Genomic DNA, 26,929 nt, shown 5'->3' with positions numbered 1-26,929 from the left:
CAGGCGGGCACGGCGATGACCGACAAGCCGGCGAGCGAGGTCGTCGCCGAGATCTACGCCGACGGGTGGAGCCGGATCGTGGCGACCATGATCCGGTTCACCGGCGGCGACTGGAACCTGGCCGAGGAGTGCGCGCAGGAGGCGTTCACGCAGGCCCTGCGCAGGTGGCCGGAGGAAGGAGTGCCGCGCCAGCCGCTGGCCTGGCTCACCACCGCCGCCCGCAACCGCGCGATCGACACCTTGCGGCGCGCCTCGACCGAGGCGGCGAAGCTGCGGCAGTGGGCCGCGCAGGAGGCCGAAGTGCAGCAGCCGTACACCCGCGACAGCGAGATCCCGGACGAGCGCCTGGAGCTCATGTTCACCTGCTGCCACCCGGCGCTGAACCTGGACGCGCAGGTCGCGCTGACGCTGCGTTCGCTGGCCGGGCTGAGCACCGCCGACATCGCGCGCGCCTTCCTGGTCAGCGAGCGCACGATGGGCCAGCGGATCTTCCGGGCCAAGCAGAAGGTGGCGCACGCCGTCATCCCGTTCCGGGTGCCGCCGGCGCATCTGCTGCCGGACCGGCTCCCGGCCGTGCTGCACGTCCTGTATCTGCTGTTCAACGAGAGCTACAGCGACCAGGAACACAAGGCTCGGCTGAGCGCGGAGGCGATCCGGCTGGCCCGCGTCCTGGCCTCGTTGATGCCGGACGAGCCCGAGGCCCAGGGCCTGCTCGCGCTGATGCTGCTGCAGGACGCGCGCCGCTCCGCACGGCTGGACGCCGACGGCGAGCTGGTCACGCTGGAGCACCAGGACCGGTCCCGGTGGGACCACGAGGGGATCGAGGAAGGCACCGCGATCCTGGAGCGTGCCCTGCGCCGCCGCCGCGCCGGGCCGTACCAGATCCAGGCGGCCGTCGCAGCCTGCCACGCCACCGCACCGTCGGTCGCCGAGACCGACTGGCCGCAGATCGTCGGGCTCTACGACCAGCTTCGGCAGGTGCTGCCCAGTCCTCTGGTCGAGCTGAACCGAGCGGTCGCCGTGGCGATGGCTCAGGGTCCTGAGGCGGCGCTGCCCGAGGTGGACGCGCTGGCCGAATCCGGCCACCTCGACGGCTACCACCTGCTGCACGCGACGCGCGCCGACCTGCTGCGCCGCCTGGGACGCGAGGAGGAGGCGCAGGCGAGCTTGCGGACGGCGCTGGAGCTGGCGCCGACCGACGCCGAGCGGCGGTTGTTGGAACGACGGCTGCTGGAGCAGCCTTCGCGTTGACGATGGCGCTGCCGCCGTTGTTGGATCGAAGTGTCATCAAGCAGCGCCGGTCGGTGGTGGAGCGCGCTGGTCGAACCCTGGACCAGAAGGGCCACCGCTCATGCACGACGCCACCACCCCGCATTCCCCTGCCCGGGCCGAGCAGCCTGACCAGGCACAGCCCACCTACGACCCGTCCGAATGGACCCCGCTGATCGAGCGCGCGTTCTTCGACCGTCTCGCCCGGCTTCACGACCGACTTCCCGACCGGCTTCACGGCCAGCTTCTCGGCCCGGTCGAGGACCGGGTCCGCGACCGGCTCACAGCCCGCATCGCCGATCTGGACCACCTGGTCGCGAACCCGATGGATGCCGCGAACGTGCGCTTCACCGCACTGGCGATCGCAGCGTTCGAAGTCCTGTCGCCGATGTGTGGAGCGGCCGAGGCCGCCGCGATCGTCGACGACTGTCTCAACAGAACCCTGCGTCAGCAGGTCATCAAGGGCACGGCCGCGATGCTCGACAACGTCCCGGATCCGTTTGCCGCGCTCGTCGAGGCGAGCAAGGAGCGCGAGCAGACGTACTTCGGTCCGTCGTTCACCTTCGAGCGTCCGGTCGACGACCAGCACACGTACGTCCTGGACATCAAGCGCTGTCTGTTCCACGAAGCGCTCGCCGCAGCCGGACACCCCGAGCTGCAGCCGATCCTGTGCCGCTTCGACCTGAACTGGGCCGACGCCATCGATCCCGACCGGCATCACCTGCGCTTCGTGCGGCCGGTGACGTTCGCGAGCGGGGACACCTGCCGCATGGTCTTCACCAGGCAGGAGCACCTGTCCGCACCTGAGGGGTGTCACTAGATACACCCCATAGACACCACGTAGGGCCATCGTGCGAGCGCATCGCGACCCGGAGACTTGAGTCATCGACTTGAGACGTCAATCCGGAGCAAGCCCTGATCTCGGGGGAAGAGAGTCATGATGCGTTCACACAACCTCTTTCGCAAGCACACCGCGTCGGCCGTCGCGGCGGGGGCGGCGGGTGCGCTGCTGCTGACCGTCGCGTCGGCCGGCGTGGCCGGCGCCGCGGAGTCCGGCCCCGGTGCCGCGGCGTTCGGCCGGTACCACCACGACCGCGGCCGGCTGCTGTCGGTCACGGAGGTCGCGGCACTGACCCCGGCGCAGGTGCAGGCGGCGGTCGTACCGTTCTTCGGGGACACCAAGCGGGTCCACTACGCGGTGACCGACTACCGGATCACCTACAGCACGATCGACCCGCAGGGCCGGCCGACCACCGCGAGCGGTCTGGTCGTGCTGCCGACCGGGGCCGGGAGCCACCTGAACGTGATCTCCTACGCCCACGGCACCAACCCGACGCGTGACGCCGTCGCGTCGGTCACCGCCGGCGGCGGCGACCGCGAGGCCGTCGAGCTGTTCGGCTCCGCCGGGTACGCGGCTCTCGCGCCGGACTACCTGGGGCTGGGCACCGGGCCGGGCGAGCACCCGTATATGAACCTGGCCTCGGAGGTCACGGCTTCGGAGGACATGCTCACCGCGAGCCGCAGCCTGGCCGACCGGCACGACGTACGGCTCGACCCACGCGTCATGGTCACCGGCTTCTCGCAGGGCGGCGCGGCGGCGATGGGTTTCGCGCACGCGATCCAGGACGGCCAGGCCGGCCGGTACTGGCGGCTCGGGGCGGTCGCGCCGATGAGCGGCCCCTACAATGTGCGCACCGCCGAGATCCCCGCCTTGCTGAGCAACTCGCTCAACCCGGAGAGTGAAGTCCTCTACATCTCGTTCTGGACCGTCTCGATGAACCGGCTCTACCACCTCTACGACAACCCGGCGGAGGTCTTCCAGCAACCGTACGCCTCGATCGTGGAAGGGCTCTACGACGGCGACCACAGCGAGGAGGACATCCTCTCGGCGCTGCCGAACAGCCCGACCGCGCTGCTTACGCCGCAGTACATCGCACGTCTCCAGCACCCGACCGGCGCGCTGCTGCACGCGATGAAGCAGAACGACGTGTCCTGCGACTGGCACCCGAACGTCCCGGCGCAAATCTACGCCGCCGACGGGGACGACGGCGTCGCGTTCGCCAACGCCCAGCAGTGCCAGGCGCAGCTGGCTGAGCACGGCGACAAGGTCAAGCTGGTGGACGTCGGCCATGTCGACCACAACACGTCCGCGGAGCTGGCCACGCCCCAGGTTCTGGCGTTCTTCACCGCGCAGGAGCACTGAAAACATCGGAAGCGCGTCGCGGGGTTCCACTCCTGAGCTGCGTGGAACCCCGCGACGTTCGTGCGCCGTGTCAGTGTCTCAGCGTCCTTCCAACCCCTTCACGTTGTCGCCGAACGTCCAGCCCAACGAGCCGTCCCAGTTGATCGACCAGGTCATCAGCCCCTTGATCTGCCCGCCGACGCTGTTCCACGCCTGCGACACCAGCGACGGCGTCATGTACCCGCCGCCGGCACCGGGCTGCGCGGGCAGGCCCGGGACCTGGTGGTCGTACGGGACCCTGATCGTCGTGCCCTGGATGGTGAGTCCGTTGTTCAGGCACTGGGTCTGGACCTGGAAGCCCTGGACCGTGGCCGCCTGGTAGGAGTCGCCGGAGCAGCCGTACATGCTGCCGTTGTAGTACTGCATGTTCAGCCACCACAGCCGGCCGTTGTCCATGTACTTCTTGATGATCGGCAGGTAGGAGCCCCAGATCGAGCCGTAGGTGACGCTGCCGCCGGTCACGTAGGCGGTCTCCGGGGCCATCGTCAGGCCGAAGTTCGAGGGCATCTGGGCCAGCACGCCGTCGATGATGCGTTCGAGGTTCTGCTGCGAGGTCGACAGGCTGTTGATGTTCCCGCTGTCCACCAGGCCGGTCTCGATGTCGATGTCGATACCGTCGAAGTTGTACTGCTTCAGTATCGGCACGATGGTCGAGACGAACTTGTCGGCCGCCGCGCTGGAGCTGAGGTCGACGCTGGCGGTGGCGCCGCCGATCGACATCAGGATGGTCGCGCCGGCCGCCTTCTCCGCGCAGTAGTCGGCGGGCGAACCGACCTTGACGTTGGTGTCCATGCCGTCCTGCCACTCGACGGTGCCGTCGGACAGGATGACCGGGAACGCGGCGTTGATGACGTTGTAGCCGTGCTGCTGGATGCGCGGGTCATTGATCGGGATCCAGCCCAGGCCCGGGTGCACGCCGTTGAGCGCACCGTCCCAGTTCTCCCAGTAGCCCTGGATCACCTTGCCGGCCGGACGCGATTTCACGGGGCAGGTACTGCCGCCGGGCGAGGAGGAGCTGCTGCTGGTCGGCGGGGTACTGGTGGGAGGTGTGCTCGTGGGCGGTGTACTCGTGGGCGGCGTGCTGGACGGGGTGGTCGGCGGCGTGCTCGACGTCGGGACGGTGGTCGGCGACGTGGAGGGGGTCGTCGGCGGCGGGCCGGCGGGGCCGGTCAGGGCGAGGTCGTCGGCGGTGTAGGCGGGTTCGGCGTACCAGCCGTGGATGTAGACCTGGACAGAGGTCTGCGACGCGCTGGTGGTGAACGACACCGACAGCTGCTGCCAGCTGGTCGCCGACGGCGTCCAGGTGGAGGTGCCGCTGGTCACACCGATGTAGACGTAGGAGCCTTCGACGTACCCCGAGAACGTGTACGCCGTGTTCGGCTGGACCGAGACGGTCTGCGTGCACTGCGCGGTGGCGGAGTTTGAGGGCGTGCCGGCAAGCGCGTGGCTTCCGGAGTGGACCGGGGACGAGACGACGGCGGCCGTTCCGGCGTCGCAGGTCCAACCGGTCAGGTTCCCGGTTTCGAACCCGGGGTTGGTGAGCAGGTTGCCGGACGCCGCCGCGGCTGCGGCTTGCGTGGACGGCGCGGCGGTGGCGCTCGTGGCGAAAGCCGCCGCGGCTCCGGCGAGGGCGAGCGCGCCGACTGCGGCGCCGGCGGAAGTGAGGAGCTGTCTCCGGCGAGAACTGAGATTCCTGAGCATCAAACGTCCTCCAGGCAGCACAAGATGGCGAGTTGGCGGATGCCGGCTGCTCCGGAGCTGCGGCTAGGACGCAGATTGGACTAGACCTGTCGGACTGTCAAGGAGTCTGGGTTGACCGGTTTCGGCGGGATCGCAGAATTCATCGCGAAAGGGGCGATGCGGTACCGCCGAGGTCGAGATCGCCGGTGATCGCCGGCGTGGCCGCGTCGGCGGGGAGCGCGGCCGTATGGTCGGGCGCTGCGACGGTCGTCGCGTCCCCGGCCCCGTCCGAGTTGGAACAGTTCGTCAGCCGATGCCTGGCTTCCGGTTCTCCCCCTGCCACTTGCTGAACCATTCAGTCTCTGCCGATCACCACGGCGCCGAGCCCACCCTGGCAGCGAAGTCGAACCCGATCACGGCCCCGAGAGCGATCGACCCCCGCGCTCGTGGCGGCCGGCTGAAAGGCACTCACCATGGTCAATACAGACCTCTGGCAATCGACGCCGGATGGAACCACCCCGTGGATCAGTACCCTGTCGCCGACGGACTGACCAGGCGCAAGCTGCTGCCAGGTCCGGCACCCTCGCGGCCTTCGCCGTGCCCGGCATCCGGCTGGCCGACAGCGCCTCGGCCACCACCGCAGTCACCGGCCCCGGCCCGTCTCCGTGATCGCCATCACCTAACCTGGGTGCTTCAGACTCGTGGCCCGAGGCGAGAGGCGGTGATGCGGGTGCTCGACGATGCGGCAGCCTTGGCCAGGCTGCTCAGGCTCCTGGAATCCGCCCGGCCCGCCGACGCCCGGGCGGTCGCGGCCACGCTGCCCGAGGCCGACCTCGCCGCGGCGGTCGAAGCCGCGCAGGGCCGGATCAGCCTGGCGATCCGCGAGTACATCCTCGACGAGGGCCCGTCCGCCGCGCTGATCGCGCTGTCCCGGCAAGCGGTTCTCAGCCGGGTCGAGGAGGCGGCCGATGTCGTGGACCGCGTTCTGTTGAGGTTCGATCCGGCGGCCGACGCGGCGCTTTTTGAGCCGATTCCTCCTTACCACCTGGTGCGCCGGGCCCGCGCAGCGATCCTCCGCGACCGTAAGGGGCCTGATGGCCGAGCCGTCATCCCGCCGTCGGTGAAGCAGTCCCTGCTCGACTCCGTCGCCGCCGCCTCGGCGCCCGACAAGGTTCTGCTGGCCGAGTTGGCCGGCGCCGACGATCCGGACCTGGTGCTGGCTGTGCTGCCGTACGCCGACCAGCTCGCCGCGAAGGACGCCGCGAGCGCCATCATCACCCTGGACGCGTACGGCCTGCGGGCCGAAGCGAAGCGGCATCGCGGGCTGTGGGCCGGCCGCGGCCGCGCTTTCAGCGTGCTCGGGCGCCGCCGTTTCACTGCCGTATCAACATTTTACCGCCACGACACCGTGTTCCGCCGCACCCCGAACTATCATTTCGTGGATCCAGTGTCCCTCGACGAATACCGCAGGCTCGTCGAGGAGTCCCAGAGCCCGAGCCACGCGGGCTACGCTCGGATGCGTGCCGTGGCCTGGGCGTCGTTGCGCGCCGGGACCGTGTCTCCGCTAGAGGTACTGGAGCACACGCGCCCGGCCGCCGCCGCCGTTTCGCTGGCCGTCTGCGAGGACGACGAGGACGTACGGCCCGGGGAACGCCGCGCCGCGGACGATATCCGGGCTCTGATAGCGCAGAGCGCCGTGGACCATCTCGGCGACGACGTGAGGCGCTGGGCGCACGCCGTCACCTGGGTGAAGGCCTACGGCGGCACGCTGCTGGAACTGCTCGCCGGCCCGGTCGCCGACCGCGACCGCAGATTCGCCGACGACCACGGCTCCCAGATCGTCGCCGACCTCGACGCGGGCAACGTACTGCTCGCGTTGGCACCGCGCGACATCGCGACCCGTGCGTTGGTCACCAAGAACATGAAGCGCACCATCAATGCCCTGGCTGCCGAGGTCCCGCTGTGCCGCGCGCTGGTGGAGCACATCGTCACGCGGGGCACGGTCCCCCAGCGCGAGGCCCTGGCCGCCAACGAGGCGACGCCCGACTCGGTGCTGGACCGGCTGCTGGAGAAGTCGAAGTTCACCGACATCACGTTCGCCATCATGGATCGTGACGAGGTCGGCCCGGAGGTTCTGTCGCGTGCGCTCGCCGCGGCACCGCGCGGGCGCAAGCTGCGCGAGTGGATGATCGAGTGCGCGAGCTACAACATCCGGGAAGTCCTCGTCGCGCTCCGCAGCATGGCGGACGATCCCGCGTGGCTGCTCAGCCTGCTGCGTGTCATCATCGACGAGTTCGACGCACCGGAGGAGATCGCCGCCTACGCCCTGCTCGCCGACATCGCCGGCCCGGAGGCGGTGTGGGCGCTCGACCTGGACCGCTCCGGAAACCTCGACGACATGGAGCCGTACATCCGCGAGTCCATGGCCACCGGCGACGCGGAGCCCATCTACGCGGCGGCGCGCGCCATGCCGGTCCGGGAGGACGAGGCGCCAGAGCCCGCAACCACCAAGTGGCCACGCACCGACGACACACTGGACCACCCGCTGAACCGGCCGCTGGAGAACCTGGTCCGGAGCCGCCTCGACGGACACGTCGAGCGCTGGCTGGAACTGGCCGGCCGGCTCGCGGCGCGGCCGGAGGCGTCGGACGCGGAGCTGATCGGCGAGTTCGCTCCGACATCCGACGCCAGCGGAATCCAGTCAGCTCACAGCGCCGGGTAACCAGGGAACGTGCACGGCGGCACGCTCCCGCTGCCGGAAATCCCGGTCACCGTGACTCGATGTTCCGCACGCCGCTGTTGGTCTCGCTGCCGATCGAGATGCCGTGCGTGCCCCAGAAGTAGTCGTCACGGATCGTCATTCGACGCGGCCGCCAGCACGACGGCCGGCCCCAGGGACAAGATCCCGATGGTGAGCGCTGGTCACGGCCATGCGGCCGCCGACGTATCGGCGGTCTGGGTCGTCGTGGGTCAGTGCCGGGTTCTCGGCGAGGATCTGTTCGGCGAAGACCTCGGCGTCGTCCTCCGGCCGGTAGCCGAGGGCGCGCGCCGGCCCCAGGTCCCACCACGCACGCGTGTTCGCGGAGATGCCGTAGAGCACCGCGTATCCGAACGACGGCGCGCGCAGCAACGCATCCACGAGCCGTACCGAATCGCCCGGGCTCAGCCACGTGCCCAAGCCGCGCTCCCCCGGCGGCCGGTCGAAGCAGCTCCCGATGCGTACGGCTGCCACGTCCATGCCGTAGCGATCCGCGTAGAACGAGCCCAGCGCCTCGCCGAAGGCTTTCGTGACGCCGTAGAGCGAATCAGGACACGCTCTCGCCGAGGCCGTCAGCAGCGATCCGCTTTCGTGGAAGCCCACCGCGTGGTTGCTGCTGGCGTAGATCACGCGTCGCACACCGGCCAGCCGCGCTGCTTCGAAAACCCGATACGTCCCGTCGATGTTCGCCGGTAGCAGGTCGGCGAACGGAGCCTCAGTCGGGATGCCGGCCAGGTGCACGACCGTCTCGACGCCGGCCATGGCCTCCTCCACCGCCTCGGGGTCGAGGATGTCGCCGATCACCCACGGCAGGCCGTCGGGCTCGGGTTCAGTCGGTTCGGCCAGGTCCAGGCACCGCACCCGCCAGCCCAGCGGCGGCAGGCCGGACCGCAGGTAGCCGCCGATCCGGCCGGCCGCGCCCGTCACCAGGACCGACGAGGTCACTGCGGGACTCCGTCGAGAACGCCTTTAGCGGTAACACTTATTCGGAGCGGGATGCGGGGGCGTTGGATGGAGCGCACGATTCGGTCGGCTGCGTGGTCGGCTGCTTCGTCGGCGTCGCGCGGCGGGCACGAGGCGCCGAGGCTGCTCGGGCTGCTCGTCGCAGCGAACCTGTGCTGGTTCATGTCAGGCCTCTTTCGTCTCTAGTCCGCGGACCTCGCGACCAGCTGCGTCGGGTTCACGAAGCGCAGCGCGATGAGCAGCAGGACCGCCATGGAGCCGGTGTAGACGACGGCCATGGCGTCGATGGACTGCGTGGAGCGGATGCCGGCGGAGTTCACGGCCGAGAACAGTGTCACGACCAGCGTCTGGCTGCTCGGTCCGGAGGTGAGGAAGGTCAGCTCGAACATGCCGAACGTCCGCACCAGCACCAGGATCCCGGCGGCCAGCATGCCGGGTACCAGCAGCGGGCCCAGGATGCGGCCGAGCACGGTCGGCGTCCCGGCCCCGCACACCCGCGCCGCCGCCTCGATGCGCGGGTCGATCTGCTCGATGAACGGTGTCATGGTGAACACCACGAACGGGATCGAGGGCACCAGGTTGGCCAGGACCACGCCGGTCAGCGTCCCGGCCAGGTGGACCTTGTAGAGCATGGTGGCCAGCGGGATGCCGTAGGCGATCGGCGGCACCAGGATCGGCAGCACGAACAGCAACGTGAGCGCGCGCTTGCCCGGGAAGTCGCGGCGCGCCAGCGCGTAGGCGGCGGGGACGCCGAGCGCCAGCGAGATCGCGACGACCAGCAGCGTCACCTCCAGCGTGACGCCCAGGACCCGGCCGAGGCTGAACTCACGCCAGGCGTCGGAGTACCAGTGGCCGGTCCAACCGCCGGGGAGCCAGGAGTCGAACCAGCGGGTGCCGAAGGAGTCCAGGAGGACCGTGGTGATCACGCCGGCCAGGTTCAGCAGGAAGAAGGCCAGGACGCCCCAGGTGATCCAGGTTCCGGGACGCAGCGCCAGGCGGCGCCGATCCGGGGCCGGCGCGGAGGCGTCCAACGCGTCGGACATCGTCGCGCTCGAAGTGCTCATCCCTTGCCTCCCGTCGCGCCCCGGTACATCCGGGACCGGGCCGCGGCCAGCGCGCCGATCACCGCCAGCATCAGGAGCGTCATGATCATGGCGTCGGCGCAGCCCTGCGCGTAGTCGAAGCGTTCCAACGCGGCTTCGTAGGCCTCGATGGAGATGACGTGCGTGTGGCCGTCGGGGTCCCCGACCATGAGCGCGGACGGGAACACCGCGAAGGCCATGACGAACGTCAGGCTGAAGGTGGTCAGCAGACCGGGCAGCAGCAGCGGCAGCGTGACGTAGCGGAAGCGCTGCCACCACCCGGCGCCGAGCGTGGCCGCGGCCTTCTCCAGGCTCGGATGGATACCGGAGAGGTAGGAGTGGGTCAGCAGGTAGGCGAACGGGAACCCACTGATGATCAGCGACAACAGCACGCCGGTGTAGTTCATGGTCAGGCGCATCGGCGACGCCGCCAGCCCCAGCAGGTGCAGCGTGCGATTGAACCACCCGGCGGGCCCGAAGAACTCCAGGATGCCCTCGGCGGTCAGCACCGTCCCGAGCGTGATCGGCACAACCAGCACCGCGAGCATGACGCGCTTCCCCCGAAAGTCACGCCGCATCCGGTAGGAGATGGGAACGGAAGCGCCGACGTTGATGACGGAGGCCGGAACGGCCAGCGAGAACGTCGCCCAGATCGACTTCCGCGAGAACGGATCGCTGAAGAACTTGTGGTAGGCGCCCAACACGCCGCCCTGCGTGGGCTGGAACGAGAGCTGAAGGCCGTACAGGAACGGATAGCAGAACAGCGCGAGCAGCGCGAGGGCGCCGGGCAGGACGAGCAGCAGCGTGCGGTCGACGCCGCGCTCGGCCAGGCGGTGCCGCAGCGCGGGGCGGCGGGCCGGGCCAGGAGGCGCGGCGGCGGGCGCGGTGGTGGCGGTCATGAGGCCTCAGCTCCCGCGACTAGGCGGTGACGCAGGGCTGGCCAGCGGACCGGGCCCCGAGGCGCGGCGGCGGGCACAACGACGGCAGTCATGCGGCATCAGCCCCCGCGACCAGGCGGTGCCGCAGCGCGGAGCGACGCGCCGGACCTGGAGGCGCGGCGGCGGGCACAGCGGCGGCGGTCATGCGGCATCAGGTGCCGCGACCAGGCGGTAACACAGGGCTGGCCAGCGAGCCGGGCCCCGAGGCACGGCGGCGGGCCCAATGGCGGCGGTCATGAGGCATCAGCTCCCGAGTCCCCTTGCACCGCAACGGTTGTAGCGCCTGTATCTACCTCCGGTGCCAACGCGGCCTCCGCCGCCGCGCCCCGAAACACGAGCGCCCGCTCGGCCGCCACCGCGACGCGCAGCCGGTCGCCGGGGCGGACCGGCTCGTGAGCCTTCAGATGCAGGCGCCTGCCCTCGGCCGTCGCCGCCTCCACGTGCAGCACGCGGCCGTGGTACTCGACAATCTCCGCCGTCGCCTCGCCGATGCCGGTCTCCCCCTCGGCGGCGATGTGCAGGTCCTCCGGCCGGATCGCGACCAGCGCCTGGTCGCCGGCGGCCGGCGGTTCAGCGGCCGGGGTGCCGACTATGCGCAAGCCGTCGCCCTCGGCCAGCGCCGTCGTGGCGTCGGCCGAGGTCACCGTCATCGGCAGCAGGTTGCGGTAGCCCATGAAGGCCGCGACGTGCGGGTCCGCCGGGTGTTCGTAGAGCTCGGCGGGGGTGCCGATCTGGCTCACGCGACCGTCGTGCAGCACCACCAGCCGGTCGGCCATCGACAGCGCCTCCTCCTGGTCGTGCGTGACGTACACCGTCGTCAGCCCGAAGTCCTGGTGGATGCGGCGGATCTCGCCGCGCATCGCCAGCCGCAGCGCGGCGTCCAGGTTCGACAGCGGCTCGTCCATCAGCACCAGCGCCGGCTCGGTCACGATTGCCCGCGCGATCGCGACCCGCTGCTGCTGCCCGCCGGACAGCTGCGCCGGGTGCTTCGCGGCGTGCTCGGTCAGGCGGACCAGTCGCAGCACTTCGGCGACGCGGCGTTCGATCTCGGCTTTGCCGACCCCGCGCATCTTCAGGCCGAAGGCGACGTTCGCGCGGACCGTCAGGTGCGGGAACAGCGCGTAGTTCTGGAACACCATCCCGAAGCCGCGCTTCTCCGGAGGCAGCGTGTCCACGCGCCGGCCGTCCAGCTCGATCTCTCCGGAGGTCAGCGGCAGCAGCCCGGCCAGGCAGTTCAGCGCCGTGGTCTTGCCGCAGCCGGACGGCCCGAGCAGCGCGATGAACTCCCCGCCGGCGATGTCCAGGTCCAGCGGGTGCAGCGCGGTGTGCGCGCCGTAGGCCCGGCTGACGCCCCGCAGGCTCAGCCGGCCGAGCTGGGAGTCGGGCCGCTGCCCGGCAGGCGGGGACGAAGACGGCAGGGAGGACGTCACACCAGTCATCGTCACTTCGCCGCGCCGATCTTCTTATCCCACAAGTCGAACGCCGTGACCTGCGCCTGAGCCGGCAGCGAGTTCCGAATCGGCCCGGAGGACGTCCACGCGTCGAAGTCCGGATCCCCGTACTTCTGCACCACCTGCTGCGAAGCCGCCGGCGCCTGCGCGAGCGTCACCCCCTTCACCGCGGGCCCGGGATAGAAGTACCCCTTGTCGTACGTCGCAGCCTGCTGATCCGGAGTCAGCGCGAACGCCAGCAACCGCAGCACCGCCGTCAGATGATCGGCCGGAATCCCCTTAGGAATCACGCCGTACTGCGCATCGCTGACCCACGTCAGATTGTCGAACTTCGCCACCTTCACCCCGGCCGGAACCGTCCCCGTAGCCCGCGGGTTGATGTACCAGCCGGCCGTCGAGGCGATCATCCAGACGGTCCCCTGCGCGATCCCGGTCATCGTCGCAGAGGTCTTCGTCGGGTAGCTCTGCACGTACTTGCCCAACTGCGCCAGGTAGTCCCAGGTCTTGGCCCAGCCGTTGGTCGGATCGCTCGGGTCCGAATCCCCCAGCAGGTAAGGCAGCCCCATCAGGAACGTCCGCCCCGGACCGGAGTTGCGAGGCTGCGCGTACTGGAACTTGCCAGGGTTCGCCTGCGCCCACGCCAGCAACGCGTCCGGCGTCGTCGGCGGCGTCGCCACCTTCGCCGGGTCGTACTCCAGCAGCGGCCCGGACGGGGTGACCACCAGTTCGATCCCCTGGTCCTGCGCGAGCGCCGCCATCGACGCCGCAGCGGGCTGATAGTTCGCCATCAGCCCCGGAAAGAACGTGTCGTAGTACGGCTTGAGCTCGTACCACAGCTGCTTCTCGATCCCGGCGGCCAGCCCGTCGGTCCCGGTCAGCACCAGGTCGATCTGCACGTTCCCGCCCTGCTGCTGCGCCTGCACCTTCGGCGCGAGCTCCGGCGCGGTGCCGGTGCTGGTGGTGATCCCGGAGACGATCTCAGGGTGCTGCGCCTTGAACGCGTTCAGGATCGGCTGCGTCAGCTGCAGGTTCCCGGCCACGTCCAGAACGTTCAACGCCACCGGCTTGGACGGCACGGTCGCCAGCGTGCTCGGCGGCGCGGCCTTGGGAGAGCTCGACGATCCCGGCGCGCCGCACGCGGACACCAGCGGCGCGGCGGCGGCACCGGCGGCGAGCGAGCCGAGCAGGGTGCGGCGGGACATGGACGATTTTGTGCGCACGGACATAGGGGTGTCCTTCGCTGAGTGAGTGTGAGAAGCCGACGCCGCAGTGGTGCGACAGGGGCCTGATGCGGGACCGGCGGACGGATTCGGGCCCGGCGGTGGCCGTGAACTGGCAAGCGTCTTACGTCGTCTTACGTATTGCGGATGCGCTGTGCGGGTGGTGCAGGTGCGGTACGGATGTTTCTCAATACGGCTGTGCTCAGTGCGGGTCCGGCGCCGGATTCACCCCGGGCCGGGCGAGAAAGTCGAAATCGCAGCCCTGATCGGCCTGCGTGATGTGCTCCGCGTACAGCGCGCCGTAACCGCGCTCGAACCGCGGAGCCGGTGGCTGCCATGCCTCGCGCCGCCGCGCCAACTCGGCGTCGTCGACCTCCAGGCGCAGCGTGCGCCCCGGAACGTCCAGCGTGATCGTGTCGCCGCTGCGCACCAGCGCCAACGGCCCGCCGGCATGCGACTCCGGGGCGACGTGCAGCACGCAGGTGCCGTAGCTGGTGCCGCTCATCCGCGCGTCGGAGATCCGGACCATGTCCGTGACGCCTTGCTTGAGCAGGTACGCAGGGATGGGAAGCATCCCGTACTCCGGCATCCCGGGCCCGCCGAGCGGACCGGCGCCGCGCAGCACGAGCACCGTGTCCTCGGTGATCCCCAGCGCCGGATCGTCGATGCGGGCCTGCAAGTCGGCGTAGGAGTCGAAGACGACCGCCGGCCCGCTGTGCGTGAGCAGCCGTGGCTCGGCGGCCAGGTGCTTGATCACCGCGCCGTCGGGAGCCAGGTTGCCGCGCAGGACCGCGACGCCGCCGTGCTCGGCCACCGGATTCGCCGGCGTACGGATCACCTCGGGGTCGTAGGTCTGACTGTCGGCGTAATACTGGCCGAAGGGGACGCCGGCGATCGTCGGCCGGTCCGGGTGCAGCACTCCGGGAACCTCGGCGAGCTGGCGCAACAAGGCCCTGAGACCGCCGGCATAGTAGAAGTCTTCCATCAGGAACCTGCCGACCGGCCGGATGTCGGCCAGGACCGGGACGCGTTCCCCGATCGTGTCGAAATCGTCCAGGCGCAGCTCGACGCCGAGCCGTCCGGCCATCGCGATCAGGTGAATCAGGGCATTGGTCGAGCCGCTGAGCGTGAGCACCGTGGCCGCCGCGTCCTCGAATGCCTCGCGCGTCATCACCTGCTGCGGAGTGACGCCCTCCAGGGCGATCGCGACCGCGCGCATCCCGGAGGCCGCGGCCATCCGATGATGCGCGGAGTCGACGGCAGGGATCGACGACGCCCCGGGCAAGGCCATGCCGAGGGCTTCGGCGCACGCGGTCATCGTCGAGGCCGTGCCCATCGTCATGCAGTGCCCCGGCGAGCGGGCCAGGCCGCACTCGACCTCGGCCATCTCGCACTCCCCGACGCGTCCGGCGCGGTATTCGTCGAAGTAGGCGAACAGGTCGGTCCCGCTGCCGAGCGTCTTGCCCCGATGGTGGCCGCGCAGCATCGGCCCGGCCGGCACGAACAGCGCCGGAAGCCCGGCGCTCGCGGCACCCATGAGCAGCGCCGGCGTGGTCTTGTCGCAGCCTCCCATCAGCACCGCGCCGTCCACCGGATAGGAGCGCAGCAGCTCCTCGGTCTCCATCGCGAGCAGATTGCGGTAAAGCATCGGCGTGGGCTTCTGAAACGTCTCGGAGAGCGTGGAAACCGGGAATTCCAAAGGGAATCCGCCGGCCTGCCACACTCCGCGCTTGACCTGTTCGGCACGCTCGCGCAGGTGCATGTGGCAGGGATTGATGTCAGACCACGTATTCAGGATCGCGATGACCGGCTTGCCGAGGTGTTCCTCGGGCAGGTAGCCGAGCTGCCGCATCCGCGAGCGATGGCTGAAGGCGCGCAGATAACCGCCGGTCGCACCCTCGCCGAACCAGGCCGCGCTGCGCAGCCGGGTCGACCTGCCCTGATTCGTCGTCGACGTGTCCTGATTCTCCGCCTCACCGGTCACAGCCAACCCCCGCTCCGCCACTGCTCCAGCACGACGGCGATCCGGTCTCGAAGCGGCTGCGGCAGCACCCGGGACGGCGGGCGCACGTCGCGGCCGACGAAGCCGAGCTGCGCCAACGCCTCCTTCACCACGCTGACGTTGTCGGCGCTGGCGTCGGCCGCGCGCAGCTCCTCGAACTCGCGGACCGTCTCCCACAACAGCATCGACTTGGCGAAGTCGCCGCCGCGCAGCGCGTCCAGCATCGCCGCCGACAGCCGGGGCGCGACGTTCACCAGGCCGGAGGTGAAGCCGGTCGCACCGACGGCCCAGTACCCGGGAGCGGACAGTTCGGCCAGGCCGGCGATCCACGCGAAAGTGTCGAGCCCAGCGTCTCGCGCCACCGAGGCGAAGCGGACCGGATCCGGGACCGCGTACTTGACGGCGATCACGTTCGGACTGTGCTCGGCCAGCGCGGCGATGTGCTCCCCGGCCACGCGCTCGTCGCGGATGTAGAGGATGACGCCGAGGTCGGGCACGGTGTCGGCGATGACGCGGTGGTACTCGATCCAGCCCTCGGCCGAGCGGTAGGGGTGCACCGGCTGGTGGATCATCAGGGCACTGGCACCGGCGCGCGCCGCGTGCTCGGCGGCGTCCACCGCGCACGCGATGTCGAGGCCGACCCCCGCGACGACCTCGGCTTGGCCTTCCACGGCCCGGACCGTGGACTCCACGGCCTGCTTCTTCTCCGATTCGCTGAGCGTGTAGAACTCGCCGGTGTTGCCGTTGGGCGTCACGGCCTGCACGCCGTGCTCGACCAGGCGGCGGAGCAGCGCGGCGTGGCCGTCCCAGTCGACGTCGCCGGCGGGGGTGAAGGGAGTAGCCGGGATCGCCACCACCGTGGCCAGGCGGTCCCGCAGGTGGGCCAGGGGCGGCGGTGTCGCGTGGTCCGGTGCGGCGGTCATGGATGTCGGCTCCGTTTCGTACGCTTCCGCGGGGTCCGTCAGATCTCATATATGAGATGCTTGGGGAGCTTAGGGCGAGCGACCGGGCGCGTCAACACTCGTCGGCGGTGAAACTTCCAGATGCCGAAGCCCTCGCACCGCTCGGGAACCATCGCCATGACAAGGGGATTCGTCCCCGCGCCGCGGCCGGTGTCGCAGGTCTCGGTTGCCGCGCCGATATACGTGCCCTGTAGTGAACTCCACAGGCCACGGACCACGCAGACAGGAGTCGCCATGCGGCCGATCAGACTTCGAAGATTGTCGATACGGCACATGGCCGCAGCCTTGGTCTTGATCCTCGCCGGGGCGGTCGCGCAGCCGGCGACCGCGGCCAATACCAAACTGGCGGCACCGGCAGCCGGCACCGGTTACTGGCACACCAGCGGTCGCGACATCCTGGACTCCGCCAACCAGCCGGTCCGCATCGCCGGCGTCAACTGGTTCGGCTTCGAGACCAGCAACGACGTCGTCCACGGACTCTGGTCGCGCGACTACAAGTCGATGATGGACCAGATGAAGTCGTTGGGATACAACACGATCCGGCTGCCGTACAGCGATGACATCTTCAAGCCGGGCACCATGCCGAACAGCATCAACTTCTACCAGATGAACACCGATCTGCAGGGCCTGAATTCGCTTCAGGTCATGGACAAGATCGTGGCCTACGCGGGCTCCATCGGGCTGAAGGTGATCCTGGACCGGCACCGGCCGGACGCCGGCGGGCAGTCGGCGCTGTGGTACACCGCATCGGTGCCGGAGTCGACGTGGATCAGTGACCTGACAGCGATCGCCACGCGCTACCAGGGCAACCCGACGGTGGTCGGCATCGACCTGCACAACGAGCCGCACGACCCCGCGTGCTGGGGCTGCGGCGACGTCACGGTCGACTGGCGCCTGGCCGCCGAGCGCGCCGGCAACGCTGTGCTGGCGGTGAACCCGCACCTGCTGATCTTCGTCGAGGGCGTGCAGACCTACAACGGCAGCTCCTACTGGTGGGGCGGCAACCTGCAGGGCGCCGGCACCTATCCGGTGCAGCTGAACGTCGCGAACCAGCTCGTCTACTCGGCGCACGACTACGCGACCAGCGTCGCCAGCCAGCCGTGGTTCACCGACCCGTCGTTCCCGTCCAACATGCCGGGCATCTGGGACAAGAACTGGGGCTACCTGTTCGAGTCGAACACCGCGCCGGTGTGGGTCGGCGAGTTCGGCACCACGCTGGCCGCGACCACCGACCAGACGTGGCTCAAGGCCCTGGTCACCTACCTGCGTCCCACCGCCGCCTACGGCGCTGACGCCTACCAGTGGACGTTCTGGTCCTGGAACCCCGACTCCGGCGACACCGGCGGCATCCTGAACGACGACTGGACCACGGTGAACACCGCCAAGGACGCCTACCTGGCCACGATCAAGGCGCCCGGCTTCGCCGGCGGGGGCGGGGGCGGAGGCGACACCACGCCGCCGACGGCTCCGATCAACCTGGCGGCGACGGTGACGACATCCACCTCGGCGACGCTGTCTTGGACGGCCTCTACGGACAACGTCGGGGTCACCGGCTACGACGTCTACCGTGGTGGCACGCTCGTCGGCACGACGGCTGGGACCGGCACGACGTACACCGACACCGGCCTGAGCCCCTCGACCGCTTACACGTACACCGTCAAGGCGTTCGACGCGGCCGGGAACGTATCGCAGGCTTCGAACTCGGTGACCGCGACGACTCAGGGCACTGGCACCAACGCCGGCTGCACCGCCGCCTATGCGGTGTCGAATCAGTGGAACAACGGCTTCACCGCGACCGTCACTATCACGAACACCGGAACCGCGGCGACGCATAGCTGGCAGGTCGGCTGGACGTGGCCGAGCAGCCAGCAGGTCAGCAACGCTTGGAACGCGACCGAGTCGCACAGCGGTCAGAAGGAGACGTTCGCCGCAGTGAGCTCTGACGCGGTCGTCGCGCCGGGAGCCACCACGTCGTTCGGCTTCCAGGCGAGCTACAACGGGACCAACCCCGCTCCGACTCCGGTCTGCACCGCGAGCTGAACGACGGTTGTGGTCACGGCGCTTCACGCGGTTCGGGGTTGGCGAGGTCGAACAGCGACAGTCTCGACACGTGCCCCAGTGGGTCCACGCGCCAGTCCGCGTCGAACGTGCCGCTGCGCAGATCGCCGGTGATGACCAGCTTGTGTGGTGACTGGACGAACTGGAGGTCTACGCGGACTGTGTCTGCGTCGGTCTGGACGGCGCGCGCTGACAGATGTCCGGTCGGCGGCGGCCAGGAGCCGGTGAGCAAGGGCAGGGTCGTGAGGGTGCCGTCCTCCTCCTGGAGGGTCAGCTTCTGCGCCGTGAGGCTGACCTTCCGGAGCCGCTCGACGGCTGTGTGGGCCACGGTGAACTCGCTGTCCGGGACCTCTTCTCCGTCAGGGAAGGGGAACTGGAGGCCGGTCAGCCGGTGCTTCAGGGCCGCGTCGGCCTCCGCCGAGCCTTCGCGGTCGAAGGCGGGGAGCAGGTGGGTCCAGGCTGCGTCGAGGATGAGGTGCATGGGGACGGCTTCGGTGGTCATGGCCAGGACGACGTCGTGTTCGGGGAGGACGACGCAGAGTTGGCCGAACGCGCCGTCGCCGCGGTATCCGTGCCGGGACATCCAGAACTGGAAGCCGTAGCCCTGGGACCAGTCCGAGTCGGAGTCGGAGCCCGAACCGTTGTCGCCGCTGTTGTCCACCTGCACTCGCGTGGCTTCGGCGACCCACTCCGGGGCCAGCAGTTGTCGTCCGTCCCAGACTCCGCCTTGGAGGTAGAGCTGGCCGAGGCGTGCGACGGCGTCGGTGGTGACGTGCAGACCGGAGAAGGCGAGGTCGCGTCCGGCCGCCGGGTGCCGGCCCCAGAACGCCTCGCCGATGCCGAGGGGCTCGAAGAGCCGGGGCCGCAGGTACTCGATGAGCGACTGCCCTGACTGGCGCTGGATGATCGCGCCGAGGGCGTAGGTGGTGGACTGGCTGTAGGCGAAGGTGACGCCGGGGGTGCCGTCCGGAGGGTCGAGCAGGAAGCCGCGCACCGGTTCCTCCCGGTCCGTGGCCAGTGCGCGGTCCCACTGCTCGGAGCTGTGGCCGGCGGACATGGAGGCGACGTGGCGGACCAGGATCGAGCGGCTGCGGGGGTCGGTGATGTCGGCGTCCAGCTCCGGGAAATAGGAGATGACCGGGGCGTCGAGGTCCAGAAGCCCTTCTGCCCACGCAAATCCGGCGGCGGTACCGGTGAAGCTCTTGCTCAGCGAGTAGAGCTGCTGGACGCCGTCCGGGTGGTAGGGGGCCCACCAGCCTTCTGCGATGACGTGGCCATGACGCAGCAGCATGATGCTGTGCGGTTCGATGCCGGAGACGCCCTCGATCGCGTCGAGGAAGGCGATGACGCCTCGGGCGTCGGTGGCTTGCGCGGAGGGGGCTGAGCGGGGCAGGGCGGTCAACTGGGCCTCCGGTGAGCGATCGCTGTGAGGCTTTGAGGCTACCGGAATTCGCTGAAACGCTTCAGCGGCGGCGATCGTGATCGGCGCGCGGGCTGCGCTGGTCTGGCTGGCCGTGCCGATCGCGCCAACCTGTGCCGATCGCGCCGATCACGCCCGCCGTGCCGGTCTGGCTGGCCGTGCCGGTCGTGCTCGCCTGCGCCGATCGCGCTCGCCGCGCCGGTGTGGCTGGCCGTGCCGGTCGCGCCGGTCGCTGTGCCGCCGCGTTGGGCGTGCTGTGCCGGCCGCGTTGACCGTGCCAGTCGCGCTCGCCGTCCCGGTCGCGTTAGGCGCGCCGGTCTTGCTGGTCGTGCCGGTCGTGCTGTGCCGACCGCGTTGGGCGTGCCGATCGCGCTCGCCATGCCAGTCGCGTTAGGCGCGCCGGTCTTGCCGATCGCGCCGGTCGTGCTGTGCCAGTCGCGCTCGCCGTCCCGATCGCGTTGGGCGCGCCGGTCCTGCTGGCCGCGCCGGTCGCACTAACCGTGCTGGTCGTGATCGTCGAGGATGTCCGCGATCACCCGCTCGACAACCGGAACCAGCGCCGAATCAAGCTGCCCCCTGCCGCTGAGTAGAAACAGCGCCTTCCACAGTGCCCAGCCGCGAGCCCGGGCCCACATACCCGCGTCCTGCGCCATCGCGCCGCGGAAGGCCTCGCGAGCCTCGCCGGTCAGGGTCACCCAGGCGATGACCAGGTCGCACGCCGGGTCGCCGACGCCGCTGGTGCCGAAGTCGATCACGGCGCTGAGCCGGCCGGCGTCGGTGAGCAGGTTGCCGGTGGCGATGTCGCCGTGGAACCAGACCGGTTCGCCGTCCCAATCGGCCTTCAGCGCGGCCTCCCAGACGGCGGCGGCGCGGCGTGTGTCGATACGTCCGTCGAGGTCTTCCAGGCAGGCACGGGTTTCGGCGTCGTAGTAGGACGGAGGCGTGCCACGGTAGAAGCTGTGCTCGCCGGCCATCGGGCCGCCGCTGGTGTCGCAGGCCTGAAGCGCGTGCAGAAACGCGGCCAGATCGGTGGCGAACCGCACCGGATCGGCCACCTCCGGCATGCTCAGCGTGGTGCCCGGCAGCCAGCCCCTAACCGACCAAGGATGCGGATAGCCCTCCCCCGGCTGTCCCGTGGCCAGGACGCGCGGTATCGGCAACGGCAACTGCGGGGCGAGCCGCGGCAGCCACTCGTTCTCCTTGGCGATCGCGGCGACATAGCCGGCCGCAGTCGGCAGCCGCACGGTCATGTCGGCGCCGAGGCGATAGGTCCGGTTGTCCCAGCCGTCGAGCTCGACCGGCGTCACCGGCAGCCCCGCCCACTGCGGGAACTGGGCCGCGATCAGACGTTCGACCAGGGCTACGTCGATGCCGGCGCGGCCGTCCGGGGCAGAGGCAGAGGTCGTCATGGCGGGATCCTAAGACAAAAGATCTACGATAGCCCTCCCTATTTCGGGGTAGCCGGGGCGAATGAGCACTCAGAACGCGACGAAGGGCCTGTTCCGTACTAAAAACATCGAGAACACCATCAGAGACGCGACCGACTCCGAGCACAGCCTGAAACGTGAGCTGTCAGCGCTCGACCTGACCGTCTACGGCATCGGCGTCATCATCGGGACCGGGATCTTCGTCCTGACCGGAACAGCCGCCAAGCAGTACGCCGGTCCGGCGGTCGCGTTGTCCTTCGTCGCCGCCGGCGTGGTCTGTGCGCTGGCCGCCCTGTGTTACGCCGAGTTCGCCTCGACGGTGCCGGTCGCGGGGTCGGCCTACACGTTCTCCTACGCCGCGCTCGGCGAGTTCCCGGCGTGGCTCATCGGCTGGGACCTGATCCTGGAGCTGGCGCTCGGTGCGGCGGTGGTCGCGGTCGGCTGGTCCGGGTACATCCAGACGCTGCTGGCCGACATCGGCGTTCATGTTCCCACCTCCATCGGCGGCGGCACCGACAGTCGCTGGGGGCTCAACCTGCCGGCGGCGGCGCTGGTGCTGGTGATGACCGCGCTGCTGGTGGTCGGGATCAAGCAGTCGGCCCGGTTCACCGCCGTGATCGTCTCGGTGAAGGTGGCGGTGGTGCTGCTGGTCATCGTCGCCGGGCTGTTCTTCATCAAGGGCTCGAACTACCACCCCTTCATCCCGCCGACGTCGAACAAGGCGGCCAACACCGCCACCGGCGCCGCGCAGCCGCTGATCCAGCACCTGGGTTTCGCGCCCGGCGCCTACGGCGTGATGGGGATCTTCACCGCGGCCGCCGTTGTGTTCTTCGCGTTCATCGGCTTCGACGTCGTGGCCACTGCCGCCGAGGAAGTGAAGAAGCCGCAGCGCGACCTGCCGCGCGGCATCCTGGCCTCGTTGGCGGTGTGCACCGTGCTGTACGTGGCCGTGACGCTGGTCGTGACCGGCATGCAGAAGTACACCCTGCTCTCGGAGAAGGCCCCGCTGGCCGACGCCTTCAACGCCACCGGCGCGCACTGGCTCAGCGGCTTCATCAGCGCCGGCGCGGTCGCCGGGCTCACCTCGGTCACGCTGCTGCTGCTCATGGGCCAGTCCCGGGTGTTCTTCGCGATGAGCCGCGACGGCCTGCTCCCGCGCTCCTTCTCCCGGGTGCACCCCAAGTTCAAGACGCCCTACCGCTCCACGATCCTGCTGGGCCTGGTCGTGGCCTGCTTCGCCGCCGTCATCCCGCTCAAGGCGCTGGCCGAGCTGGTGAACATCGGCACGCTGGCAGCCTTCATCCTGGTCTCGCTCGGTGTCATCATCCTGCGCCGCACCCGCCCCGACCTGCCGCGCGCCTTCCGTACGCCGGGCGTGCCGTACGTGCCGATCGCGGCGATCCTGTCCTGCCTGTGGCTGATGCTCAACCTGCCCGTCGAGACGTGGATCCGGTTCGGGCTGTGGATGCTGGTCGGGCTCGTCGTCTACTTCGGCTACAGCCGACGGCACGTGACCCGCGCTCTGGAGCACAGCGGCACGCGAACCGGCACGCGGAACACCCCCGAACCCGCCGAGTAAGTCAGAGCACGGAGATTCGGGCGGGCCGATGAACGCGGCCCGCCCGAAGTACGTTCCACAGGCGTGGACCTCGGTGCGGACCGACAATCTCACGACAAACCCGATCAAGGTGCGGAGGGTGGCGCCATGGTCGTAAGGTCGGATCCCAACACTTCGCAGCCGCACCACCGAAAAACCTCAACTGCCCCCGTTTCGATCTCAGCAGAACGGTCAAGCCGGAAGTCTTGGCGCCTTCACGGCGGTGCACACTTACCGTCAGTGCTCGAAGACGCCACAGGGAGGTGACAGTACATGGACATCAACCGGGACGATCGCGGCCTTGATCAGCGCGCGGTCGTGCGGAGCGCCGAACAGGCGGTGAGCGATGCCTGGATAGGGCAGTTGCTGCTGGCCGAGTACGAGGCGCAGTCGACGGTGAGCCTCTGCACGCACGTGCGTGAGCGGCTCCTCGATCGGCTGACCGTCGTGCAGCTCGTCGGGGATCAGCAGGCGGTTCTGGAGACGCGGCGCAGACTTGAGAGTGCGGACCGGGCGTGCGCGGCCGCTCTGGATTCCTATGCCGAGACGCGGCAGCTGCTGGAAGCTCAACTGGAGGAGTGGGTCCTCAACACCCGGATCCGGTTCCGAGAAGCCGAGGACGATCGGCGCGTCGTCGGCTGGTAGGCCGGCGGCGCGCATATCGGGTCCGGCGTGCCGCGACCGGTGTGTGGCGATCGGCGTTCAGCGATCGGTGACCGGTTCCGGTTCCGGTGATCACCGATCGCGCAGATGCTCGGCGATGCGCCCTCCGGCCAGGATCGTCGCGATCTGCCGCGGCGAGAGGTGATGCCGGACCCGGAACGTCGTGTTCTGCGACAGGTTGGTGACGGCCAGTTCGCCGTCCGTCGCGGCCAGGCTCTGGCTCAGCTCGTCAAACTGGAGCTCGTCGCCGGGTCGGACGGCGTCGTAGTCGGCCGGGTCGGTGAACTCCAGCGGCAGCACGCCGAAGTTCACCAGATTCGAGGCGTGGATCCGGGCGAAGGACTTGGCGATCACCACACGCAGCCCCAGCGAGCGCGGAGCCAGCGCGGCGTGCTCGCGCGAGGAGCCCTGGCCGTAGTTCTCGCCGCCGATCACCGCGTGGTCGCCGGCGTCGCGAGCCCGCTGCGGGTAGGTCTCGTCGAGCCGTGTGAAGGAAAAGTCGGCGAGCTTGGCGATGTCGCTGCGATACGGCAGGGCCTTGGCGCCGGCCGGCAGGATCTCGTCGGTCGACACGTTGTCCCCGGCCTTCAGCACTACCGGGATCCGGAGCCGGTCCGGCAGCGGATCGAGCTCCGGCAGGCTGCCGATGCTCTCGGCCTTGACCAGCTCGACGTCCTTCGCCAGTCCCGGCGGCAGCGGGTGCTCCAGCACGACGACGTCGACCGACGCGCGCTCGGGCAGCTCCACGACCGGGTAGTCGAACCCGAGGTCCCGCGGATCGGTGATGCTGCCGGTCAGCGCCGCTGCCGCGGCCGTCTCCGGCGAGCACAGCCACACCTGGTCGTCGGGCGTCCCGGAGCGGCCGGGGAAGTTGCGCGGGAAGGTCCGCAGGCTGTTACGGCCCTTCGCAGGGGCCTGACCCATGCCGATGCAGCCCAGGCAGCCGGTCTGGTGCAGGCGCGCGCCGGAGCGGATCAGGTTCAGGGTGGCGCCGGTCTTGGTCAGGTCGGCGAGGATCTCGCGCGAGGTCGGGTTGACGTCGAGCGAGACCTGCGGGTGCGCGCGGCGGTCGCGCAGGATCGCGGCGACGACGGCGAAGTCCCGCAGCCCGGGGTTGGCCGAGGAGCCGACGACCACCTGGTGCACCGGGGTGCCGGCGACCTCGCGGACGGGCACCACGGAGCCGGGCGAGCTGGGCTTGGCGATCAGCGGTTCCAGGCCGGCCAGGTCGATCTCGTCGGTGAGGTCGTACTCGGCGTCGGGGTCGGCGGCGAGCTCGACGAAGTCGTCCTCGCGCCCCTCGGCGCGCAGGAACTCCCGGACCCGGTCGTCGGAGGGGAACACGGTCGCGGTCGCCCCGAGTTCGGCGCCCATGTTGGCGATGACGTGCCGGTCCATCGCGGACAGCGTGGCCACGCCGGGCCCGTGGTACTCGATGATCCGGTGCACGCCGCCTTTCACGCCGTGCCGCCGCAGCATCTCCAGCACCACGTCCTTGGCGCTGACCCAGTCCGGCAGCGCGCCGGTCAGCCGCACGCCCCACACCCGCGGCATGGTCAGGTACAGCGGCTCCCCCGCCATCGCCAGCGCGACCTCCAGCCCGCCGACACCGATCGCCAGCATGCCCAGCGAGCCGGCGGCGCAGGTGTGGGAGTCCGAGCCGATCAGCGACTTGCCCGGGATGCCGAAGCGCTGCATGTGCACCGGATGCGACACCCCGCCGCCGGGCGGGGAGAACCACAGCCCGAAGCGCTGCGCCGCCGAGCGCAGGAACAGGTGGTCGGCCATGTTCCGCTCGTCGGCCTGGAGCAGGTTGTGATCGACATACTGCACCGAGACCTCGGTCCGGACCCGTTTTAGCCCGAGCGCCTCCAGCTCCAGCATCACCAGCGTCCCGGTGGCGTCCTGCGTCAGCGTCTGGTCCACGCGCACCGCGATCTCGGAGCCGGGCGACATCTCGCCGTCGACCAGATGCGCTCCGATGAGCTTGCGCGCAAGGTTCATTCCGGCCATTGCCGACGATTGCCCGGTAAGTCAAGGGCTAAACCCGGCCGAGTTATGGTTCGAAATCGGACAAAACCTGCACATGATCCGCCACGGCCGGGGTACATGAACCGCTACTACCGGGGTACGAGTTCGTCCTCGGTGTGTACGACCTGGTTCAGCGGCGCCACTCGATCCTGCGGAACTACCCGGTCATCGGCCATCTGCGCTTCGCGCTGGAGTTCGTGCGACCCGAGCTCCAGCAGTACTTCATCGAGCGCAACTACGACGGCCGGCCCTTGCGCAGTGCCGGCATCCGTACCCGATGGCGCTGCTGAACGTCTCGGGCATGAGCTTCGGCGCCCTCAGCGGCAACGCCCTGCGCGCGCTGAACATCGCCGCCGCGGCCGGGCACTTCGCGCACGACACCGGCGAGGGCGGCATCTCCAAGTACCACCGCCAGGGCGGGGACCTGATCTGGGAGCTGGGGACCGGCAAGTGCCACACCAACCAGTGCCCGGTCAGCGTGGCGACGCAGGACCCGAAGCGGAGCCGAGCGCTGGACGTCGCCGACAAGGCCGAGCGGGTCCGGCGCTTCCAGCAGGGGACGGTCGCCGAGGCGCAGCAGATCGTGGCCTCCATGGGACTCACGGGGCCCGATCAGCTGCGGCCTCGGCATATTTGGCGGCGTGTGGATCAGAGCACGATCGGCACGCTCGCCGATCTCTATCCGTGGCTCGACGAGGGCCAGTTGATCCACGAGCCGCCGGAGGACTGGTACGAGGACTGGCGCGCCGCGGATCCGGACACGTTCTCCGTGTAGGGCTCGCGGGACTCGCGGGGCGCTCAGGGCCCGTCAGCGATCGCCGAGCGCCTTCAGCAGCTCGGCCTTGGTCATCTTGGAGCGGCCCTTGATACCGCGGTGCCGGGCCTCCTGATACAGCTGGTCGTAGGTCCGGCCGCCGGAGCCCTGGTGCGACCGGAGCCCGCCGCGCCGTCCGGAGGAGATGTCCTGCTTGGACAGCGGGCTGGCGGTCTTCGACTCGCCGTGGCGTGCTCGTTCCTTGTTCACCGTCCGAGCGGCGATCTCCTCGGACCGCGATTCAGATTCACCGCGTTCCTCGGCGCTCTTCTTGATGTGCTCGTATTGGCGTTCGCGCTTTGCGCTCCATTGTCCGCGGGGCATGTTCGCCTCCCTTGGTACGAGACCGATG

19 protein-coding genes and 1 pseudogene are annotated in these 26,929 nt (G+C 69.7%); 8 read left to right on the top strand and 12 right to left on the bottom strand.

The annotated features are described in order from the left end of the window. The first annotated feature begins 15 nt into the window (after positions 1 to 15). The 3 genes from ABH935_RS06055 to ABH935_RS06045 all read left to right on the top strand — a co-directional run bounded on the left by ABH935_RS06055 (position 16) and on the right by ABH935_RS06045 (position 3,472). The gene (locus ABH935_RS06055) at positions 16 to 1,251 is read left to right on the top strand and encodes an RNA polymerase sigma factor (RefSeq protein WP_370376759.1); all 1,236 of its coding nucleotides are present in this window, start codon (positions 16 to 18) and stop codon (positions 1,249 to 1,251) included. 100 nt (positions 1,252 to 1,351) lie between these two features. Further along, on the top strand, positions 1,352 to 2,089 hold the full coding sequence (locus ABH935_RS06050; RefSeq protein WP_370376758.1) for an L-2-amino-thiazoline-4-carboxylic acid hydrolase: 738 nt from the start codon (positions 1,352 to 1,354) through the stop codon (positions 2,087 to 2,089). A 117-nt stretch (positions 2,090 to 2,206) separates the two neighbouring features. Beyond that, entirely contained in the window at positions 2,207 to 3,472 is a 1,266-nt protein-coding gene (locus ABH935_RS06045) for an alpha/beta hydrolase family protein (protein ID WP_370376757.1), read from the top strand. Positions 3,473 to 3,550: 78 nt separating this feature from the next. On the opposite strand, the gene ABH935_RS06040 is transcribed toward ABH935_RS06045, so the two are convergent. Beyond that, entirely contained in the window at positions 3,551 to 5,212 is a 1,662-nt protein-coding gene (locus tag ABH935_RS06040) for a glycosyl hydrolase family 18 protein (protein WP_370376756.1), read from the bottom strand. A gap of 703 nt (positions 5,213 to 5,915) precedes the next feature. Here ABH935_RS06040 and ABH935_RS06035 point away from each other — a divergent pair. Then, positions 5,916 to 7,913: a hypothetical protein gene (locus ABH935_RS06035; protein ID WP_370376755.1), complete on the top strand. Its 1,998-nt coding sequence runs from the start codon at positions 5,916 to 5,918 to the stop codon at positions 7,911 to 7,913. Between the two features lie 135 nt (positions 7,914 to 8,048). Here ABH935_RS06035 and ABH935_RS06030 read toward each other — a convergent pair whose 3' ends face one another. The 7 genes from ABH935_RS06030 to ABH935_RS06000 form a co-directional block, all read right to left on the bottom strand. After that, positions 8,049 to 8,894, bottom strand: coding sequence for an NAD-dependent epimerase/dehydratase family protein (locus ABH935_RS06030; protein WP_370376754.1), 846 nt, complete (start codon positions 8,892 to 8,894; stop codon positions 8,049 to 8,051). Between the two features lie 200 nt (positions 8,895 to 9,094). Continuing rightward, entirely contained in the window at positions 9,095 to 9,955 is an 861-nt protein-coding gene (locus ABH935_RS06025) for an ABC transporter permease (RefSeq protein WP_370376942.1), read from the bottom strand. Between the two features lie 17 nt (positions 9,956 to 9,972). Beyond that, on the bottom strand, positions 9,973 to 10,893 hold the full coding sequence (locus ABH935_RS06020) for an ABC transporter permease (protein WP_370376753.1): 921 nt from the start codon (positions 10,891 to 10,893) through the stop codon (positions 9,973 to 9,975). 272 nt (positions 10,894 to 11,165) lie between these two features. Further along, positions 11,166 to 12,371: an ABC transporter ATP-binding protein gene (locus ABH935_RS06015; protein ID WP_370376752.1), complete on the bottom strand. Its 1,206-nt coding sequence runs from the start codon at positions 12,369 to 12,371 to the stop codon at positions 11,166 to 11,168. Positions 12,372 to 12,373: 2 nt separating this feature from the next. Further along, complete coding sequence (locus ABH935_RS06010) at positions 12,374 to 13,609, bottom strand: extracellular solute-binding protein (protein ID WP_370376751.1); 1,236 nt, start codon at positions 13,607 to 13,609, stop codon at positions 12,374 to 12,376. 196 nt (positions 13,610 to 13,805) lie between these two features. After that, the gene (gene araD / locus ABH935_RS06005; RefSeq protein WP_370376941.1) at positions 13,806 to 15,587 is read right to left on the bottom strand and encodes an L-arabinonate dehydratase; all 1,782 of its coding nucleotides are present in this window, start codon (positions 15,585 to 15,587) and stop codon (positions 13,806 to 13,808) included. Then, positions 15,584 to 16,528: a dihydrodipicolinate synthase family protein gene (locus ABH935_RS06000; RefSeq protein WP_370376750.1), complete on the bottom strand. Its 945-nt coding sequence runs from the start codon at positions 16,526 to 16,528 to the stop codon at positions 15,584 to 15,586. Before ABH935_RS06000 ends, araD begins: the two co-directional genes overlap by 4 nt. Before the next feature lie 312 nt (positions 16,529 to 16,840). Between ABH935_RS06000 and ABH935_RS05995 the strand changes: the two genes are divergently transcribed. Continuing rightward, on the top strand, positions 16,841 to 18,607 hold the full coding sequence (locus ABH935_RS05995; RefSeq protein ID WP_370376749.1) for a cellulase family glycosylhydrolase: 1,767 nt from the start codon (positions 16,841 to 16,843) through the stop codon (positions 18,605 to 18,607). Between the two features lie 13 nt (positions 18,608 to 18,620). Here ABH935_RS05995 and ABH935_RS05990 read toward each other — a convergent pair whose 3' ends face one another. Then, positions 18,621 to 20,027, bottom strand: a complete 1,407-nt coding sequence (locus tag ABH935_RS05990) for a serine hydrolase domain-containing protein (RefSeq protein WP_370376748.1) — start codon at positions 20,025 to 20,027, stop codon at positions 18,621 to 18,623. Between the two features lie 512 nt (positions 20,028 to 20,539). Beyond that, positions 20,540 to 21,454 (bottom strand): aminoglycoside phosphotransferase family protein, encoded by a 915-nt coding sequence (locus ABH935_RS05985; protein ID WP_370376747.1) that lies wholly within the window; start codon positions 21,452 to 21,454, stop codon positions 20,540 to 20,542. A 61-nt stretch (positions 21,455 to 21,515) separates the two neighbouring features. On the opposite strand from ABH935_RS05985, the gene ABH935_RS05980 reads away from it, so the two are divergent. Further along, positions 21,516 to 23,051: an amino acid permease gene (locus tag ABH935_RS05980; RefSeq protein ID WP_370376746.1), complete on the top strand. Its 1,536-nt coding sequence runs from the start codon at positions 21,516 to 21,518 to the stop codon at positions 23,049 to 23,051. A gap of 291 nt (positions 23,052 to 23,342) precedes the next feature. Continuing rightward, complete coding sequence (locus tag ABH935_RS05975) at positions 23,343 to 23,714, top strand: hypothetical protein (RefSeq protein ID WP_370376745.1); 372 nt, start codon at positions 23,343 to 23,345, stop codon at positions 23,712 to 23,714. Positions 23,715 to 23,804: 90 nt separating this feature from the next. Here the strand turns inward: ABH935_RS05975 and ABH935_RS05970 are convergent, their stop codons facing one another. Then, positions 23,805 to 25,745 (bottom strand): aconitate hydratase, encoded by a 1,941-nt coding sequence (locus tag ABH935_RS05970; protein ID WP_370376744.1) that lies wholly within the window; start codon positions 25,743 to 25,745, stop codon positions 23,805 to 23,807. A 134-nt stretch (positions 25,746 to 25,879) separates the two neighbouring features. On the opposite strand from ABH935_RS05970, the pseudogene ABH935_RS05965 reads away from it, so the two are divergent. Further along, positions 25,880 to 26,538 (top strand): annotated as a pseudogene (locus ABH935_RS05965) (glutamate synthase-related protein). A gap of 33 nt (positions 26,539 to 26,571) precedes the next feature. Here the strand turns inward: ABH935_RS05965 and ABH935_RS05960 are convergent. Continuing rightward, complete coding sequence (locus ABH935_RS05960; RefSeq protein ID WP_370376743.1) at positions 26,572 to 26,901, bottom strand: plasmid stabilization protein; 330 nt, start codon at positions 26,899 to 26,901, stop codon at positions 26,572 to 26,574. Between the last annotated feature and the right edge of the window lie 28 nt (positions 26,902 to 26,929).

The organism is Catenulispora sp. GAS73, assembly GCF_041262085.1.
Taxonomy (GTDB): Bacteria; Actinomycetota; Actinomycetes; order Streptomycetales; family Catenulisporaceae; genus Catenulispora.
This window is presented reverse-complemented; position numbering and strand designations above follow the sequence as displayed.